At 59.4% G+C, this 17,915-nt stretch carries 17 protein-coding genes; 11 read left to right on the forward strand and 6 right to left on the reverse strand.

Annotated features, from left to right (window positions below):
• The first annotated feature begins 448 nt into the window (after nt 1-448).
• From ACM9LZ_RS24695 to ACM9LZ_RS24705, 3 genes are read left to right on the forward strand one after another with little or no spacing between them, the layout of a single operon-like run.
• Entirely contained in the window at nt 449-1,573 is a 1,125-nt protein-coding gene (locus ACM9LZ_RS24695) for an ABC-three component system protein (RefSeq protein WP_416622171.1), read from the forward strand.
• Nucleotides 1,570-2,073, forward strand: a complete 504-nt coding sequence (locus ACM9LZ_RS24700) for an ABC-three component system middle component 2 (protein WP_416622172.1) — start codon at nt 1,570-1,572, stop codon at nt 2,071-2,073. The genes ACM9LZ_RS24695 and ACM9LZ_RS24700 overlap by 4 nt, the downstream gene beginning before the upstream one ends.
• A gap of 1 nt (nt 2,074) precedes the next feature.
• Nucleotides 2,075-3,925 (forward strand): hypothetical protein, encoded by a 1,851-nt coding sequence (locus tag ACM9LZ_RS24705; protein WP_416622173.1) that lies wholly within the window; start codon nt 2,075-2,077, stop codon nt 3,923-3,925.
• 92 nt (nt 3,926-4,017) lie between these two features.
• Here the strand turns inward: ACM9LZ_RS24705 and ACM9LZ_RS24710 are convergent, their stop codons facing one another.
• Entirely contained in the window at nt 4,018-4,908 is an 891-nt protein-coding gene (locus ACM9LZ_RS24710) for a LysR family transcriptional regulator (RefSeq protein ID WP_416622174.1), read from the reverse strand.
• A gap of 105 nt (nt 4,909-5,013) precedes the next feature.
• On the opposite strand from ACM9LZ_RS24710, the gene ACM9LZ_RS24715 reads away from it, so the two are divergent.
• From ACM9LZ_RS24715 to ACM9LZ_RS24725, 3 genes are all read left to right on the forward strand, one after another.
• Complete coding sequence (locus tag ACM9LZ_RS24715; protein ID WP_416622175.1) at nt 5,014-5,892, forward strand: SDR family oxidoreductase; 879 nt, start codon at nt 5,014-5,016, stop codon at nt 5,890-5,892.
• 298 nt (nt 5,893-6,190) lie between these two features.
• Nucleotides 6,191-6,382 carry a type II toxin-antitoxin system Phd/YefM family antitoxin gene (locus ACM9LZ_RS24720; protein ID WP_416622176.1) on the forward strand — a complete coding sequence of 64 codons (192 nt, stop codon included), beginning with the start codon at nt 6,191-6,193 and terminating at the stop codon, nt 6,380-6,382.
• Complete coding sequence (locus ACM9LZ_RS24725; RefSeq protein WP_416622177.1) at nt 6,382-6,669, forward strand: type II toxin-antitoxin system VapC family toxin; 288 nt, start codon at nt 6,382-6,384, stop codon at nt 6,667-6,669. Before ACM9LZ_RS24720 ends, ACM9LZ_RS24725 begins: the two co-directional genes overlap by 1 nt.
• 599 nt (nt 6,670-7,268) lie before the next feature.
• Here the strand turns inward: ACM9LZ_RS24725 and ACM9LZ_RS24730 are convergent.
• Nucleotides 7,269-8,348, reverse strand: coding sequence for a hypothetical protein (locus ACM9LZ_RS24730; protein WP_416622178.1), 1,080 nt, complete (start codon nt 8,346-8,348; stop codon nt 7,269-7,271).
• A gap of 53 nt (nt 8,349-8,401) precedes the next feature.
• Between ACM9LZ_RS24730 and ACM9LZ_RS24735 the strand changes: the two genes are divergently transcribed.
• On the forward strand, nt 8,402-8,647 hold the full coding sequence (locus ACM9LZ_RS24735) for a hypothetical protein (protein WP_416622179.1): 246 nt from the start codon (nt 8,402-8,404) through the stop codon (nt 8,645-8,647).
• On the opposite strand, the gene ACM9LZ_RS24740 is transcribed toward ACM9LZ_RS24735, so the two are convergent.
• The 4 genes from ACM9LZ_RS24740 to ACM9LZ_RS24755 all read right to left on the reverse strand — a co-directional run bounded on the left by ACM9LZ_RS24740 (nt 8,641) and on the right by ACM9LZ_RS24755 (nt 12,397).
• Nucleotides 8,641-8,970 carry a hypothetical protein gene (locus ACM9LZ_RS24740; protein ID WP_416622180.1) on the reverse strand — a complete coding sequence of 110 codons (330 nt, stop codon included), beginning with the start codon at nt 8,968-8,970 and terminating at the stop codon, nt 8,641-8,643. The genes ACM9LZ_RS24735 and ACM9LZ_RS24740 overlap by 7 nt on opposite strands.
• Nucleotides 8,971-9,122: 152 nt before the next feature.
• A complete protein-coding gene (locus tag ACM9LZ_RS24745) occupies nt 9,123-9,440 on the reverse strand; it encodes a hypothetical protein (RefSeq protein WP_416622181.1) in 318 nt (105 codons plus the stop codon).
• A 91-nt stretch (nt 9,441-9,531) separates the two neighbouring features.
• Nucleotides 9,532-11,622, reverse strand: coding sequence for a matrixin family metalloprotease (locus tag ACM9LZ_RS24750; protein WP_416622182.1), 2,091 nt, complete (start codon nt 11,620-11,622; stop codon nt 9,532-9,534).
• A gap of 460 nt (nt 11,623-12,082) precedes the next feature.
• Nucleotides 12,083-12,397 (reverse strand): helix-turn-helix domain-containing protein, encoded by a 315-nt coding sequence (locus ACM9LZ_RS24755; RefSeq protein ID WP_416622183.1) that lies wholly within the window; start codon nt 12,395-12,397, stop codon nt 12,083-12,085.
• Between the two features lie 182 nt (nt 12,398-12,579).
• Between ACM9LZ_RS24755 and ACM9LZ_RS24760 the strand changes: the two genes are divergently transcribed.
• The 4 genes from ACM9LZ_RS24760 to ACM9LZ_RS24775 form a co-directional block, all read left to right on the forward strand.
• Nucleotides 12,580-13,287 (forward strand): hypothetical protein, encoded by a 708-nt coding sequence (locus ACM9LZ_RS24760; RefSeq protein WP_416622184.1) that lies wholly within the window; start codon nt 12,580-12,582, stop codon nt 13,285-13,287.
• 360 nt (nt 13,288-13,647) lie between these two features.
• The gene (locus ACM9LZ_RS24765) at nt 13,648-15,705 is read left to right on the forward strand and encodes an AAA family ATPase (RefSeq protein ID WP_416622185.1); all 2,058 of its coding nucleotides are present in this window, start codon (nt 13,648-13,650) and stop codon (nt 15,703-15,705) included.
• Between the two features lie 347 nt (nt 15,706-16,052).
• Nucleotides 16,053-16,238: a hypothetical protein gene (locus ACM9LZ_RS24770; protein WP_416622186.1), complete on the forward strand. Its 186-nt coding sequence runs from the start codon at nt 16,053-16,055 to the stop codon at nt 16,236-16,238.
• Between the two features lie 52 nt (nt 16,239-16,290).
• Nucleotides 16,291-17,915 (forward strand): recombinase family protein (locus ACM9LZ_RS24775; protein ID WP_416622187.1); only part of this gene is annotated, 1,625 nt, incomplete at its 3' end.

A 17,915-nucleotide genomic window follows, 5' to 3' on the forward strand; every position in this document is an offset into this window, starting at 1 on the left:
GTTGACCGCGTGTTGAAGCATTGCGGCGCCGGCCGCTATGTCTTCAGGGTCCAGCAGCTTGCCCGTCTCAGCATCCTCAACTTGGCAGCCCTTAGCCGCCAGTTTTGCGCATGTCTCAAACCAAACAACAGCCGAGCCGAACCTCCAAATCGGACCTCGCTACGTCCGCTTCCAGTAGGTTCAACCGTCCCCGTGAACGACCCATTGGCGGCGCTATGCGGCCGTTGTGGTCGGCGCAAAGGGGCCGGAAGGGGACGGGCGGGGTTCGGTGACGGGAGAACCGAAAACAGCCGTTCGCTTCGAACTCGCCCCTGTTAGTAGCTCGGGCGTCTTGAAGCTGAACTAGCGTGACAGGTGCATCGTCGTGGATTTTTTCGAGTATATGGATTATTGCTGCAACGGAAGGGCATTTGGTTGCGCCACGCATCCGTGAGGAGATGTTTCGAGGGTGAGCAAGTCGGAAAGCAATTTAGCATTGACAGCTTTGCCCACGCCTTCACCGTGGCCAGGGGCTAACGCTCGCTTGCTCGGCGTCGGCGCCGGATTGCCCGTGTCGAAGTTGGATCGATTAGCTGCCTTCGACGACAAAGAATTTGAGCGTCTCGTGCTTGAATGGGGCAATGACTACCTCAAAACCAAAATGCCGGGTGTATTCGAAGTACAACTCCGAGGCGGTGCGGGGGACAAGGGCCGTGATATCGTGGTCTGGTTCGATCCGCCTGGCTCGCCGGGGCGCCGGTGGCATCTATATCAATGCAAGCACTACGCCACCGCGCTGGGCACGGGGACGGCCTTCGAAGAGATTGGCAAGGTCCTGTACTACACCCATATTGGGAACTACACGTCCCCAGAAGAATACTGGTTTGTCACTCATAAGGGCGTGACCTCACCGCTTCAGGACCTGCTCGACGATCCCTCCGCGATGCGGGCCGAAATCTTGAAAAACTGGGCCACCCACTGCCGGACCAAAATCACGTCGACGACAGCCATCGAGCTGACGCCGGACCTGAGAGCCCATATCGAGTCTTTTGAATTCGGCATTTTTCGAGCCAAGCAGCCGCTCGACCTGATTGCTGAGCACGAGATGACCCGCTATCACCTCATGGTTTTCGGTGCCCCTTTGATTCTTCGACCGCCGCCGAAGGCTCCACCTTCCACCGTCGCCCCCCAGGAAACTGGCTATGTCGCTCAGATGCTGGGTGCCATCGGCCACAGGCTTGGTGTGAAAGTGACAAACACGGCCTCGTTCGCACACGTGCCCTATCTCGTGCGCTTATTTGAGCGCTCACGCCTCACGTTCTATTCCGCTGAGGGCCTAAAGGAACTCGCCCGTGACCAAATGGCCGACATGGCATACTTCGACACACTGCTAGATGAGTTCTGCGATGGCCTCTATCATCATTACACTGATCCTGACCGCGTTGGTCTCGATCGCATCATCGATACGGTCAAAGCGTCTCAGGCGCTGCAGTTGAGCGCTCACGTCCTGACGCCACATGTCGTGCCCAATGATCGGGAAGGCATGTGTCATCAGATGGCAAATGACAAACGTGTCGATTGGTGCGCGCCATGATCGACCACCGCCCCTCCTACCCTCGGCCTTTCAACACACCGCTCGAATGCGGCCTGCGTATCCTTTTTATTTTGGATGCACAGCGCGACCGGCCCGCCGACTTGCAGCGCCTCGTTTCATACGACTATCTCCTTGTTCATTCAGGCGACGTGCCGGGAGGACCATCCAGCCTCCATCCGGCCGTGCCTTTTCGTGGAAGCGAATTATTGGTGAAACGCGACCTAGTCAATGCAGGCCTGAACCAGATGCACTCGCGAGAACTTCTAAAAAAATCGTTCGATGCGTCCGGCATACTCTACTACCCAACGCAGCTTACAAGCGCTTTCCTGGCCCTGCTGCACACAGCTTACGCTCAGGCATTACGCGAACGCGCCGAATGGGTTGTCCGGAACTTCGGAGACTTCGCGGATTCTGACCTCAACGCTTTTATGTCGCAGAACATTGGGCGTTGGGGTGGAGAATTCGACCGTCTCACTGCGCTTAGGGAGCTCGAGCTCTAACATGCTTCAGGTTCGCAAAATCCTGCTGCGCGGCAAGGGCGTTCTCGATGCCGAGATCGACTTCACGACTGGAGGCAATATCGTCGCGGGTGATTCAGATACCGGCAAGAGCTATCTATTACGATGCCTAGATTACATCTTTGGCGCTGATGAGATGGCGAAGCGCATTCCGGAAGCCGAACCCTATTCCACACTGTTCGTGCAATTCGAGAACAGTTCTGGTGAAATCCTCACAATCGAGCGCCATCTGTCGGGCGGGGACTTGGCAGCCCACTACTGCTTGATCGAGGACATCAAGCAAAGTGGCAAGGTTCTCAGCGCGAAGCGGTCCGGCAAAAGTCGGGCATTTGACGTCACCGAGGCGCTCCTCGCCTTCGCCGGCATTTCGGAAGCCGTGTTGCGCAAGAACGATCGCGGCAGTGTCCAGCGCCTCACGCTGCGGCTCCTCATGCCGACCGTGCTGGTCGATGAGATCAGTATTATCGACGAGGTCTCGCCTGTTCTCGGTAAGGCAGGCTTTGACGAAACTGCTCGCAAACGCATGTTCGCCTACATGCTCACCGGTAAGGATGACGACGGCATAATTGAGGGCGAGAAGGCGGAGATCGCCAGAGCGCGTCTAACGGCCCAGATCGGCGTCATAAGCAATCTGCTGGAGCCGATAGAAAAACGTTTGAGCCAGCAGCCGGCGTCCGACGAGGACACAATTGATAAGGTCGACACGGCAATCGCCCGTTTGTCTGCTTCGTTGGCTGAAATCTCTGGAGAACGTGCTGAACTACAAGCAGAACGGCTGAAGGCGACACAAACGCTCCAGCGCGCGCAGTCGCAGACCGTTGCCTCTGATGAGCTGCTTACGCGCTATCGTTTGCTCGACGCTCGATATGGCTCCGACCTCAATAGGCTCGATTTCGTGAGCGAGGGAGCTCACTTCTTCGAAGGCCTGCAAGCGGTCGTCTGTCCGTTGTGCGAACAGCCGATGACCGACGAGCATGCTCATGCGGCACTGTCAATCTTGGGTGTCATGGAGTCGGCTCGCGCCGAGGCCGCCAAGATACTGGGGCAGAAGAAGGACCTCGCTGCCGCCATCCAGACCTTGGAAGCCATCAAAGCGAAGCACGAGAAAGAGGGTGCCTCGGCAAGCGCCACGCTTGAGCGGACAGACAGAAGGATCGCGGAGGTTATAGCGCCAGCCGTGAGAACTACCACCGCACGTTTAGAAACGTTAGTAGCACGTCGCATAGAATTGGAGGGACGTCGCGCAGATGAGGAACAGGCGCAGACGTTGCGAACGTTGCGATCAGATCTTGAGGGTACCGGCAGTAGCAAAACCCCGAAACGCGAATGGGAGTCGCTTCCGTCCACCGCGCTTCGCGATCTGTGCATCCAGATCGAGGCAGTCCTCAAGGAATGGCAATGGAAAGGTGAAGGCCGCGTCGAGTTCGACAAGGATGCCTTCGATATTGTGGTCGACGGTCAGGCTCGCCAGTCCCATGGTAAGGGGGTGCGTGCCGTTCTTCATTCTGCCTTCGTCATTGGTTTGCTGCGGTATTGCAAGAAGGCCGGCCGACCTCACCTTGGCATGGTCATGATTGACTCCCCGTTGACCAGCTATAAGAAGAACATCCCCGGTAGGGCTGCCAGTACTTCTAAGGATGGGCCGGTAGACGAGGGCATCGAGGCGGCATTCTGGAAATCTCTGACTTCGGTTGATCCAGCTTTGCAGATCATTATCGTCGAGAACAAGGAACCACCGAAAGCGGTTGCGGATGCGGATGCGGTGAAATATCACTGGTTTGCTGGAGAGTTTGCCCAGCTTGGCGACCGCAGGGCATTTATCCCCGACCGGTAACGAGTCTGCTGAATTTTGTAACAAGAGATTTTGCATTGAAGACTGAAATCGCAGTCATATTGGATTTTGAGCTCTGTCGGCATCCCGGTCCCTCAGTCAATGTAGATCGCCAACTCACCCGGCGTGCCATTCGGGAACGCCGCCTTCAGGTGATCAAGGAAGGCCGAGACACGGGCGCTGAGCAGCCGTCGGGATGGATAGAGAGCCCACAGCTCGATCTCCGGCCCGGCAACGTCACCCCAATGCACCAGGCGGCCTGCATCCAAGTCCCTGGTCACCAGCGAAACGGGCAGGCGCGCAGCCCCGATGCCTGCCCGGACCGCATCGCGGACCATGACCAGCGACGACAGTCTCATTACAGGGTCAACCGCGAGCCTGGACACTCCCTCTGCGGTCATGACCTCCCATGTCTCCGCTCCATCACCAGCGCCGCGCACGACGGCCCGAACGGTGGATCCGTCCTGCGGCAACGCCAAGCCGGGGTTGGCCACGACCACTAGGCGATCGCGGAGGAAGACCTTGCCGACCAGGGTCTCGTCCGGGTCAGGATTCACCCGGATCGCCAGATCGTAGCCCTCCTCCACCAGGTCGACCTGGCGGTCGTCCGTCGTCACCTCCAGCCGGACCTCGGGGAATTTGCACGCGAAGCCGGCGGCCAGCCTGCCCATGACGGTCTGGGAGAACAGCAGCGGGGCGCTAACCCGCAGGCGCCCGCATGGAGCCTCACCGCCCGACGCGATCGCCGCCGCCGCCTCATCGAGCTCGGTGAGCAGGATGCCCGTCCGCTCGAACAGCGCCCGGCCCTCCTCCGTCAGCTTCAGCGTGCGCCCTCCACGCTCGAACAGGCGCAGGCCCAGGCCCGCCTCCAGGTCGGCGACCCGGCGCGACAGCGTGGCCTTGGGGCGGCCCGCCGCACGGGCGGCGCGGCCGAACCCGCCATGCCGGGCGACGAGGTTGAAGTCGGCAAGCGCAAGCAGGTCCATCTGTTCCACCAATGAGACGATCTGTTCAGATATAGCGGCTATTGGCCTTCGTGTGGATCGGTCATTTCTCCATTCATCCAATCACCCCAACCCGGAGATACTCACATGACCATCCTCGTTACCGGCGCCACCGGCCGTGTCGGCCGCCATGTCGTCCAGCAACTCCTGAATCGCGGCGCCGACGTACGCGTCCTGGTCCGCGATCCCGCCAAGGCCGACTTTCCGGCCGGCGTGGAAATTGCCAAGGGCGACATGCTGGACATCGACGCGCTGCGCAGCGCCTTCAAGGGCGTCAGCACGCTGTTCCTGCTCAATGCCGTGGCGGGCGACGAATTCACCCAGGCGCTGGTCGCCTTGAACATCGCCCGCGAGTGCGGCATCGACCGCGTCGTCTACCTGTCGGTGATCCACGCCGACCGCTTCGTGAATGTGCCGCATTTCGCGGTGAAGTCCGCTGCAGAGCGTATGATCGAGCAGATGGGCTTCAGCGCCACGGTCTTGCGCCCGGCCTACTTCATCGACAACGACCTGATGGTCAAGGACGTCATCCTGAACCACGGTGTCTATCCGATGCCGATCGGCGTCAAGGGCGTGGCCATGGTCGACATCCGCGACATCGCCGAGGTCGCCGCGATCGAACTGGTCCGCCGCGCGCAGTCCCCTGGCAAATTGCCGAACGAGACCATCAACCTGGTTGGCCCCGACACCCTGACCGGCGCGGACCTGGCCGCGATCTGGTCGGACGCCCTGGGCTGCCCGGTCGTCTATGGCGGCGATGACCCGAGCGGGTTCGAACAGAACCTGGCAGGGTTCATGCCCCGGTGGATGGCCTATGAGATGCGCCTGATGGCCGAACGCTATGTCAGCGACGGCATGATCCCCGAGACCGGTGACGTCGAACGCCTGACCAGACTGCTGGGCCGTCCACTGCACACCTACACGGATTTCGCGCGCGGGGTCGCCGTCGACACCGAGCGGAGTTGATCCGGCCAGCGCTGTTCCGCTGAAAGGGGAAGACGAGGCGAAGCGCAACGGGGTTTAGCCGTTCTCAGGCTCGGGCAGGTCCGCGTACCACCACCACGGTGCTGAGGGCCGCCCGATTTCCCTCGCCACCACCTTTGGTTCTCAGGGCGCGTAAGCGCCAGCACATGGAGGGCGCCTCCATATGCCAGCAGCAGACCAGCACATGGAGGGCGCCTCCATATGCCAGCAGCAGACCCGTGCTGCCGGAATTCCATCCTCCTCTGCGCTATATGACCATCTATATGGTCAGGAGCATGAAATGGACACGGTAAACCTCGCGGACGCCAAGGCCCACCTGAACGAACTCGTGGACCGCGTCGAGGCGGGGGCCTCCATCGACATCACCCGGCGCGGCAAGCCGGTCGCGCATCTGACGGCCGCGGCCAAGCCGCGCAAGCCGGTAGACGCCGGCGACCTGGTCCGGTCGATGCGGGACGGCGACCGCTACTGATGCTCTACCTCGACACCTCGCTGATCGTCGCGGCCCTTTCAAACGAAGCCATGACGCCCCGCATCCAGGGGTGGCTCGCGGACCAGGACCCGGCGCTGCTCGTCATCAGCGACTGGACCGGCACCGAGATGTCCTCAGCCCTGTCCATCAAGCTGCGGACCGGGCAGATCGACTTGGCACAGCGCGCAACGGCGCTGGCCATGTTCAATCGGCTCGTCGCGGAGAGCTTCCCCGAGCTGTCCGTTTCAGAAATCATGAAGACCTGGAGTTTTCCGCCACCTGGATAATCTTTCCCCTCCGTTACATCAGCTTTCTAAACGTGTTTTAACATCAAAAACTGGGCTGTATTATCTTCGAATAATGGAGTTTTATGTAGAATCAAAAAAAGAGACGACGAATTACCATCCATAAAATGCTCCATCTCATTGAAATATTTATATATATTTCGATAAGACAGACAATAAGTGAATCAGCATTAAAACGGCGCAAACAATTGAAATATCAAAATATTATACGATAACACAGATATCGCATAAGCAGCCGGTGGATCCAGCCGCTTGTCCGCGACCGAAGGACTTTATCCATCCAACTCGTGTGTTTTATGTACAGCCAGGGAGCCGATCACCCACACACCTTAAAACGTGTTTATGTACTGATATACAATGATATTCATCGTTTTGAGGTCGATACAATCATGTGTGGATTTTTACGAGAATTTTAATAATTTCGAACAGATGACAACACAATGGTCCCGATGCCGGCACCTAGCCATCAGGCGTTCTCGGCAGACCGGCCTCACCACAAGAGGCCCGTATAATTCTTAGTAATATCATACACGTAAGCCGCTTTTAGGCGGGCCCACGTCAGCGTTTTATGTATTCGATGGTCAATGCTGAGACCGACCCGACTTGGAATCGGGCGTAGAATGAACAACTAAGGTCCCTCCCGGCTCCGACCAACCAACCTTTACCTTCCTTCCTTTCAACCCCATCTTCGGGCGAACAAAAAGAATTCGAGCGGCTCCGCTCTTATAACCGAGTGCGTGAGCAATAATATTTCGAGAAAATCCAATGCGTCCAAGATCGCATGCGAAAGCATGTCGAAATGATGTAGGACATATTGCCTTCTTTAATCCAATATCCGTACCAATATTACTAACTGCGCGGGCGAGTTCTGATGTACGCCACAATTCTACTCCACCAAGGTCAATTCGCGAATGATCATCTTTCAGTTTCACGGCAAGACCATAGAAGGGATCCTCCACAGCGATGCTAATGTCTCGTGCTAATTCTTTACCCTTCTTCGAATAGTCGAAGAGAAATTTGATTGCGCCTGTCGAATATTCAACACAAACACCGCGCCGAACGTCATCTGGAGAGCATCCGGTGAGAAACAGAACGGAAGCAGCAGCCCAATATCTTCCGTTACCCTTAAAAAGATACTGGTATATCCTATCTCTTTCACTCGCACTCAACAATTGACGTGGACTGATGTTAGAATTACTTTTATTTATGGTAAATTTTATCACAAGCAAGGCCTCAAACCATTTGAGGAGCCTATCTAATTTATCAAGAATAGTGGAGAAGTTTTCAACATCTTGTCCACTTGCAATTGAAAATTGACGATCGCGCAAATCATTTGCAATTCCCCAAAACAATTGCAAAACCATGTGCAGGATAGCCGAACGAATAGACCGCAGGCTTCCATTGGATTTGACATCATCGCTCATCACCTTTAACAATACATTATCCACAGATGATCCATAATACTCTGAAGGACGGAAGTCATCTAGATTCATAATTTTTGGAATAACATTATTTATTATCGATTGATATTGGGCAATCGTCCTTTTAGTGAGATTTTCTTTGTGTTTCCATTTTTCTTGGAGCAGGGAAAATCGCCCCACTATAATGGCGTACCGTCTCATTGCCTCATTGATGTCGCCCGCCAACGCATCGGTATCCATGTTCCCCTCTCCAAGCAGTTCACATACGCCGCATATGGATGGAACCTAGGAACATGGACAGCCCTGAATTTGGTCTGCTGTTCACTGATCGCCGGCGCTCAAGGCGTGCCACCCAACGACATATCGTGAGAAGCAGCCACTTCACCACCAAGGTGGTCGGCATTGAAATTTCCACCCTGGGCAACCCACCAAGACGATGGATCGGCGGGCGGGTGAAGCAAGCTACCAGCACCACGTCCGCCTATTCCACCCTGACCGTCCCCGGCGCGTTACACCCTCGCCACCAAGGCTGTCATTGAACCACCACCCACCCGTCGCCACCCTTGCTGAACCGCATCTCCGTTGTCCCGTCCAGGTTCATCATCGGTCCGCTGCACTTAATCGTCACGGTGCAGTTATATATGGAACTGCCGTCCGTCTTGCCGCAGCTCACCTTCTCGAACTTCTCCAATACGGCTTTGAAGCCGGCAACGCCTCGTTCCGCTGCCATTTTGTTCGCCTTGTCGAACTGCGCCTGCAGTGCATCGCGCATCTCACCTTCGCTTGGTTCGCCACCGCACGCAGCCAAGGCCAGCAGCGGGACCAATGCCAGAACTCGACCGTACTTCATCATATTTTTCATGTCGTCACCTTCTCTTTGATGTCGGTTCTAAGTAGAAACCATCCATGCGGACGCTCTGGCCGACACCAGTCATCCGCTTACAATCGGCCGAAGTTTTCCGGCTCGCCCTGAAGTGGAACTAAGCGGTGCCGAGAGGGCCGGCCCCCCTTCGCTCATCCTGCTTGTATGGAGGCCAAGTACTGCCGGCACGCCTCGTTTACATTCCGTACCCGCCTACCGAAAACCCAGGCCATCACCGCGCCGGTCAACGCCATGGGCAGGCCAATCACGGCACCCAGAACGGTGAGGCTGAGCAGGATGCCAAGCGCCAGTGCCCAGTAGCCGGCTCGCTTCATTTTGGTCGCGGCCTCGGACATCTGTACACGCAGGGCCTCAATCCGAGCCGCGTCGGTGCCGGCTTCCAGCACGAGCGCAGACCGGATGGCCTCGATACTGCCAAGGGCGACAGCCGTCGCGGCGGAATCCTTCATGTTGTTCTCCTCTGGATGGCGCCGACGGGACGCTGCATCCCGCCGGCAGTCTGTTTGTTGAAAGGGAATGGCGAAGACCAGCGTTTGTCGGTCAGCCGAAATAGGTCCAATCGATGTCGAGGTCGCCGGTCGCGATGAGGAGTCGCCCTTCGACCTGGCCGCGCTCAAGATAATGGGCCAGCGGGTTCACTTCGGCGGTTTTCAGGTCCTGGTATTGGTCCAGGTAGGCGGACACGTCGAAATAGGCCGAGGGATCGCGCCCTTCTCTCCAGCCGAAGCTCATGAAGTGCGTCCAGGGATCGACACCCGCCGCCTTGATGTCCGGGTTGTGGCCCAGGTAGTAGGCGGCGTCGAACAACGGGTTTGCCACCCTCCCCTCGGCCTTGCCGAAAGTGAGGAAGTGTTCGTAGCCAGTGGCGAACGTGCCGGCCTTCACGGCGGCGGCGATGTCCGGGTTGACCGCCAGATAGAAGGTCTCATCGTAGAAAGGGTTCGCCGCCAAATCGATGGCGGCGCGTCCTTCAGCCTGGCCCCACTTCGTCCAATGGTCCATGCCGCTGGTGAGCACCCCGGCCGCAACGGCCGATGCCACGTCGGGATTGCGGGACAGGTAGAAGCCCTCGTCGAAGGTCCCGATGCGGTTGAAGCTCACAGGCACGTTCAGGAGCAACTTGTTGCCGGTGAACGCGAGGAACTCCACGCCGGTGTAGACGTCGGCGATGCCCTGCCCCGTCACAACCGTGCCGGCGGCGTTGGTGGAAATGGTGAAGGCCGAACGAGTGCCGCCGACCCCGGCCACGTCGATCCCCGCGCCGCCATCGACGACATTGCTTCCGGAACCGGCCACCACCCAGTCATTGCCGGTACCCAGGAACAGGTGGTCGTCGCCGGCCCCGCCCCAGATGCTGTCGTTGCCCGCCCCGCCCGAGATCTCGTTGGCCACCGAATTGCCGTTGATCCGGTCGTTGCCCGACCCAACCTTGACGTTCTCGATGGTCCCGACGATGCCCAGGTTGTTCTCGCCGGTATAGAGCTGCGCGGCGTTCTGGGCGCTCTGGTAAATGGTGGCGGTGTTGACCAGCTTTTCGGCGACGGTCACCCGCAGGTTGATGCTCGACAGGCTGTTCGGGGTCAGGTCGATGGACGAACGCATGGTCGAGGCGGACAGGTCGATCGTGTCGGTGCCGCCCGCGTCATAAAGTGTCGTGCGGAAAGCCGTATCCTGGGCCCAGGTGTAGGTGTTGTTGCCGGCGTTGGTCGCGGTGTTGGCGCCGTAGAGATGCTGGATGGCCAGCACGTCAAGGATCTTCAGGTTGCTGTCGTCGATCTGCAATGCGGTGCCGGCGGCGTTCCAGCCGTAGGTGTTCTTGCCCACGTCGGCGTAAGACATGATGCTCAATGTCTTGACCTGATAGTCGGCGGCCAGCGAGATGTCGTTGCCGAAGGTATGGGAAAGCCCCATCCCATGTCCGATTTCGTGCAGGACGACATGGGCGATGGCGTTGTACTCGGCCGTGGTCACCGTGCCGTCGGCCTGCATGCGGTTCAGCCAGGTATTGTCGATGCGGATATCGCCGGCGTAGGGGGTGTAGGTAATGGATGACACCTTGCCGGCGGCGTCCTGGGTGTAGGAAACGGAACCGGGGTAGCCCCCCAGGCCGACGGCGGGGGCTTCGGCTTCGGAGAAGGTATCCGTGCCGAAGGACAGGGTCTTGCCGGTATTCGTGGTCGTCTCGGTGAAGGTGACGTTGGCCACGGCGGCCCATTTCGCCAGCTGCTCGACGACGATCTGCTTCTCGACGGCGTTCATCGGCCGGAAGCCGCTGATACCGACGAAGCCGCCGACGCCGGCGGCCTGGGCAAAGTTATAGTTGAGCGCAACGCCCGTGCCGACGCCGACGGTCGAGTTCAGCGCCTCCAGATAGGTTAAGCCTTTGCCAGCTGATGCGTCGAAGTTCCAGCGAGCGGCGCCGGCTGCGAAGTTGCCGGCACTGTCGAGGTCGCTGCGATAGGCCAGCAGGGCCCGCAGGTCGACGGTGGACAGGTCGTAGGCGGAAACGCCGGGGATTGTCGTCGTCAGGGCGGTCGCGGCCTGGGGTTCATCGTCGGACTTGACCCGCCCGGCGCAGCAGGGGCAGCCGACGGCATGGAGTTCCAACGGCACGATGTACGTGTCGGGCATCTTGTCTCCTCGTGTTGACAAGCGCACCCGTCCCGTTCCGGCTGGCGCCGGGCGGCTGAGAACGCGAGCACGAGGTCACGCGCCCCAACGGTTTTCCCGTGAGGGTCTTGTATGCCGAAGGGCCACCCGACAGAGCGGGATAACCTCGTGTTCGCGCAGGATGCGCACCATCGTCGGGTTCTCAGGCCTTCAGACAGCGGAGCTATTATGCCATGGCCGAGTTCAATTATGGAACAGGTTTCCACATGGGGCAGGCAAGCTACCAGAGCCCAGAGGTCGCGCTCGCCATACACGCAGAAATGCCTGATCGGTCAATATACGGGCATTTACCGCCCAGCTGACGGTGAACGCCAGCAAGCCATAGTGCGCTGAATATGTTCCAGAGCTTGCAAGGCATCACAGCGTCACGGCCCACACCATCTGGAACTGCGCATGTGACCGAAGGTTCCGATCATCATCCCTATTTGATGCGATCGCAGAGTTCCCGAAGCTTCTCTGCGATAGATGCGGGAATCGGCACTTCGCCGTTCTCATACCGGGAAATTTGTCGAAGTCGTTTGCCTAGATCTAAAGCCAGATCTTCCTGCGTACGCCCTAACTGGCGGCGGAGTTCACGGAACTCCTCCTTCGGCATCGCACCATCGACCTTCAAAGACAGTATCTCATGGGCCCTGCGCACACGCGTTTCGACAGCCTCGCTAAGACCTTGTTCTAAAAGGACTTCCTTAAGCAGCTGGCTCGCCTCTGAAATGCCATCCCAGTTCGGCCGCGCCATCTGCTTTTCCCCGTCGAATTCTAGAACGCCGCACCATATCCAAATTTCGCACAATCACAACAGCGAAGCCTTGACAAGAAAAATGACGCGTCTTATTTATGGCGTGTCATCAACACACCGAGGTTTCGATCATGCTTTTCCACCAACCACCTGTAGCTCTACCCAGACCGGTGACCGACCTCATGGCGCGGACGATCAAGCGCCTCCGCCATCTGCCTGTGCACCCGGATCCCATCGTACCGTCGAAATATCTGCGCCCATATGGGGTCATCATGTCTGCGGTACGCAGCGACGGGCAGCTCTTGGAGACGGCAGTGAGCGAAGCCCTGAAGGCATCGCCGCGCCTGATCGTCCTTCGCACGCCAGCCATTTACATTCCGGCGGAGGTTGACCAGTTCGTCAACAGTGCGGCGGGTAAGGCGGCGATCCTGCAATCCGATCTGCATTACGAGCACGGTAAAGGCCGCAAGGTCACTCCCGACATCGTCGTTGTGGATCAGGATCGGGAAGCCATCGACATCCTCGAGTTAAAACGCGGTATGGCCAAAACCGACGCTGGAAAGACCCGCCAAACCGAGCGAGACCTGCGTTGTCAGAGGCTCGTGGCAAAGAGCTTCGCCAAGGAGACGCTGAATATCGACGTCACGACGACGACCGCCTGCGTATGCGCCATTCACGGATTTTCGGCGGTGTCCCCAGACCTCCAGGTCAGCCTGGGCGAACTGGAGGTACGGTACGGCGTCGATCTGCAGAGCGTCGTCGAACGTACCTACAAGGAATTCGGTCGCCAGCTGAGCGAATTGCTGTCCGAACAAGCACTTGAAGATGATCTGCCGAATCTTATGGCGAGCTTCGAACTCATCGAGCCTGCTTCCGTCTCCGTATACTGATCGTCCCCAGTTTCATCTCATCCTGTCGTGAACCCTTTACCGAGTTCTGCATCACATCGCTGGCCGCCGTGATCGTCCTGAAAACCCAGAAAGGGAAGGGATTTGATCACCCTGAGCGCCGCCTTGCGTCACATCCAGGAACTCGGTCGCCTGCACCTACTGTTGTGCACGCCTTCTGATCCGTGACCTTCACCCTCACGGCCCCCTTCTCCGCATAGAGCAGTTGCCGCCGCCTCTGGGAGCCGGCCACTGCCTTCGCCATGCCTGCATCATCAGGCGTGCGCCCCTATGCCCATCCGCACCGCCCGCCGACCATCCGTCGACGGGAACACCCACCCTTTGCCTGTTAAGAGGCCAACCATGACCGATGCCGCCACCGATGTGCCGCTCACCCTGGCCGTCGCCGCCAAACGATACAACGCTCAGGTCGCCGCTTCCCTCGAGATGGAGCAGGCCCCACGCCCTTCTCCGACGGTTACGACCGGTGACTGCGCCACCGCATGGGCGATGCTCGATCGCTGCCTCGCCGCATCACCACAGATCGCCGATGCGCTGGACAAGGGCGGCTGCCTCGTCGTCGTCGAAGTGCCTGGACCGGACTGGATTCGCCCTGTTCGCGAAACGTTGAAGCTCTACCTTTCCGGCCCCACGGAAATGGATGATGCGCAGTTCAAGACAATGATGGAGACCTTGGCTCTCCCTGATGATGAAGAAACTCCGTTTTCGGAAGAACCCGAGGAACCTGTTCGACCTGAGTGGGCATGGTTCAGCGAGTTAGGGGAAAAGGACAGGCACTGGGCTCCGCACGACATTGACTCCATGACCACGGCATTGGGCAATGGCAAGGGCGTCATCATGCTGGCCTCCCGGCTGGATCGCATGCCGGCATCCGTCAGACATGCCGCGGATCACCATCTGACCCTTCCGACGCTGGACGGCGCCGCAATGACGGTGGCCGCACACGTGCTGACGGGTCACCATCCCTCCATCACCATCGACGATCGCCTCTGCGGCTACCTCAACCCCGATATCCTCCGGTTGTCACGGCGGCTGGGAGAAGACGGCGATGCCTGGATTCAGCGTCTCCGGTCTTTCGCGAACCTGGCATCGCAAGCCATCCCGTATGCTGGTCCCAAGCTGGCCGACCTGCACGGAATGGATGATGCAAAGAAGTGGGGTCTCAACCTGCTCGAAGATCTCAAGGAATACAGGGCGGGACGCTTGCCCTGGCAGGACGTCGATCGTGGTTGTTTGCTGGTCGGGCCCACTGGCACGGGCAAGACCTCCTTCGCCCGGATTCTGGCTGGCACCACTGGGCTGCCGCTGGTCACCGGATCGCATTCAGAATGGCAGGCCGCAGGGCATCTCGGCCACATGCTGGCGGCGATGCGCAGCACGTTCAACCGAGCGCGGATTGAAGCGCCCTGCATCCTGTTCCTCGATGAGGTCGATGCGTTCCCGGATCGGCAATCCCTGCGGAACAACCAAAGGGACTATAGTCTCCAGGTCGTCAACGCCCTGCTCGAGGCGACCGACGGAACCCTTGCCAGGGAAGGGGTCGTGCTGCTGGCGGCAGCCAACAGCCTTGCGGTCGACCCGGCCCTGGTAAGGCCTGGGCGGCTCGATCGGGTGATCATGGTGTCCCTGCCCGACGATCAAGCATTGGCCGGAATCTTGCGCCAGCACCTCGGTCCTGACCATCTCCCCGGTGTTGACCTCCTTCCCTATGTGGCGGGCATGGTCGCATCCGGTGCCGAAGCCGAACTGTGGGCGCGTGATGCCAAGCGTAAGGCCCGTCGCGCCGGGCGGCCGATGACGCCCGAGGACTTGGTGGCGGATATCCCACGGCCTGAAGCCGTGTCCCCCGATCTGCATTTCAGGGTCGCTGTTCATGAGGCTGGTCATGCAATCGCCGCCGCCATCGAGATGCCGGGCAAGGTCCAGATCGTCAAGGTTCAGGGCGACCATGCCGGTGTTCGGTTCGAACTGGGCCAGTTCGACACTGCGGCCCACGCCCGTTCTCATATCCGCATTCTGTTGGCGGGGCGTGCGGCAGAGGAGTTGTGCTTGGGAGCCGCAGGTTTCGGGTCGGGTGGCCCGGTGAACAGCGATCTCGCGCGGGCCACCAGCCTTGCAGCCTCCATGTTGGCGGGCCACGGGTTTGGTGACCGACTGCTGTGGCTTGGCAACGCCGCGCCTGAGAATGCCGCTTCGTTCCTGTCTGCTCACCCCTCCTTGGCCGACCAAGTCAGCCGCATGCTGACCGAGGAGCATGAACGGGTGATGGCGCTTCTTCGACCGCGCCAGCAGGCCATCGACAAGGTGGCCTGCATCCTGCTCGAGCGTGGCAGCATGTCGGGTCACGAACTGGAAGTGCTTGTCGCGGCCATCCCCACCAGCACTGAGCTGGCACTTTGACCCAGGGCTATCCATGGGGGGCTCGTTCGCCCCCATGGATGGATACCTTCACCATATCATTGGTGATGACAGGAACGGGGCTTCCATATGGGTCGGTGGCCGGCTACCGCCAAGTGGCGACGTTCGGATGGAGGTTCCGGGCCCCTGACGCACCTTATTCAAATAGGGACGGCATAGATGGTTGGATCTCGGCACCACGCCAAGCCCCAACCAGACATGCGCATGACGCATATGTAAGCCGCGTTTCTTGATGGTCAGATGAAGGGTGGGCCAAGTCTGGGTGCTGGAGCATATCGCCGGGGAATGGGACGCGCTGTGCGTCCTTCACGGCCCAGAGTGCTAAGCACATGATCCATCTCCGCCTTGTCATTCCGCCCGCCAACGATGGCAACACAAAGCCGCTCAATGCCCATGCCGATACGCTTGATCCTGCGGTACTCGTGGTGGCCGCTGCTCTCGGTCGCAAGATCGCTCGGGACCTGATCGCCGCGACGACCGCGAACGACAAGCGCCCCCACCCTGACGAAGCGTGATAGCCTTCTGTTCAGGAAGGTTGCTCCCCCATCCCCGTAAAGTCGGTGACTCATGAGCCTCCGCACCGCTATTTATGCCCGCTATTCGTCCGACCAGCAGAGCGCCTCCTCTATTCAGGACCAGTTCCGCATCTGCCGCGAACAAGCCGCCCGCGATGGCTGGCAAGTGATCGGCACCTATCAGGACGCCGCCATCAGCGGCGCTTCCCTGACCTTGCGCCCCGGCATCCAGGCACTGGTCCAGGACGCACAAGCCCGCAAGATCGACATCGTTCTGGCCGAGGCCCTGGACCGCTTAAGCCGGGACCAGGCCGATACCGCCATCCTGCATCGGCAGCTCCAGTTCGCCGGCGTCAAGATCATCACCCTTGCGGAAGGCGAGATCAGCGAGTTACACGTGGGCTTGAAGGGCACCATGAATGCCTTGTTCCTCAAGGACCTCGCGGCCAAGACCCATAGAGGGCTTCGTGGCCGTGTCGAAAAGGGCAAGGCCGGTGGCGGCCTGTGCTTCGGCTATGATGTCATCAAGGAACTCGGGCCCGACGGCGAACCTGTCCGCGGCGGAAGGCGTATCAATGAGGCCGAAGCAGCAACCGTCAGGCGGATCTTTCAGGAATTCGCGCAGGGCATCAGCCCCCGAACCATCGCGGCCAACCTGAACAAGGATGGCGTCCCCGGCCCCAATGGCAAGCAGTGGGGTGACACGACAATCCGTGGGCATGCGATCAGGGGAACAGGCACACTAAACAATGAGCTCTACGCCGGCGTGCTGGTTTGGAACAAGCTCCGCTATATCAAGGACCCGGCGACCGGCAAGCGTGTCCCCCGCCTGAACCCAGAAAGCGCCTGGATCAGGACGGAGGTGCCGGAACTGAGGATCGTCGATGATGAACTCTGGCAGGCAGTGCGTCAGCGCCAGCAGGCGCTGGCCATTCAGTACGAGCCGGCCATCAAAGCCAGCCGGGAGGCGCACGCCAACCGGCTGAACGACCGGCACCGGCCCAGCTTCCTGTTGTCCGGCCTGCTCAAATGCGCCTGCTGCGGGGACAATTACGGAATCATCACCTATGATCGTTATGGCTGCCTCAACCGCTACCGGCGCGGCACCTGCGAGAACAGCCACACCGTCAAGCGCCAGGAGATCGAAGCCCGTGTGCTGAACGGGCTGCGCCACAATCTGGTCTCCCCAGAAGCCGTCGAGACGGCTATTCGGAATGGGGTTGAACTGGTCAACCGCTCCAACCGTGAACTGCGCGCCCGGCAAATGGATGACCGGCAGGCCCTGGCCAAGGTGCAACGCGGCATCGACGCCATCACGGCGGCCGTCGAGGACGGGCTTTACCAGCCGTCCATGAAGGCCCGGCTGGCAGACCTGGAACAGCAGAAGACCCAGCTTGCAGCCCGGCTGTCGGAAGCGCCAGCCGTCATGCCCGACATCCACCCCAACGTCGCCGGCCTCTACGCCAGGATGATCGAGCGCCTGACAATGGCACTAGAGGATGCCACCACGCGGAACGAGGCCATGGAAGCGATCCGGTCGCTGATCGACAAGGTAGTGATCACGCCTGGCGCTCGTCGCGGCGAGGTACAGGCCGAACTTCACGGCAAGTTGGCTGAGATCCTGAACGCAACAACCCGTCCAGCCGGGGCTGGACGGGTTGTTATAACGTCAGTGGT

The sequence above is a fragment of the Niveispirillum fermenti genome (assembly GCF_048066175.1).
Lineage (GTDB): Bacteria > Pseudomonadota > Alphaproteobacteria > Azospirillales > Azospirillaceae > Niveispirillum > Niveispirillum fermenti.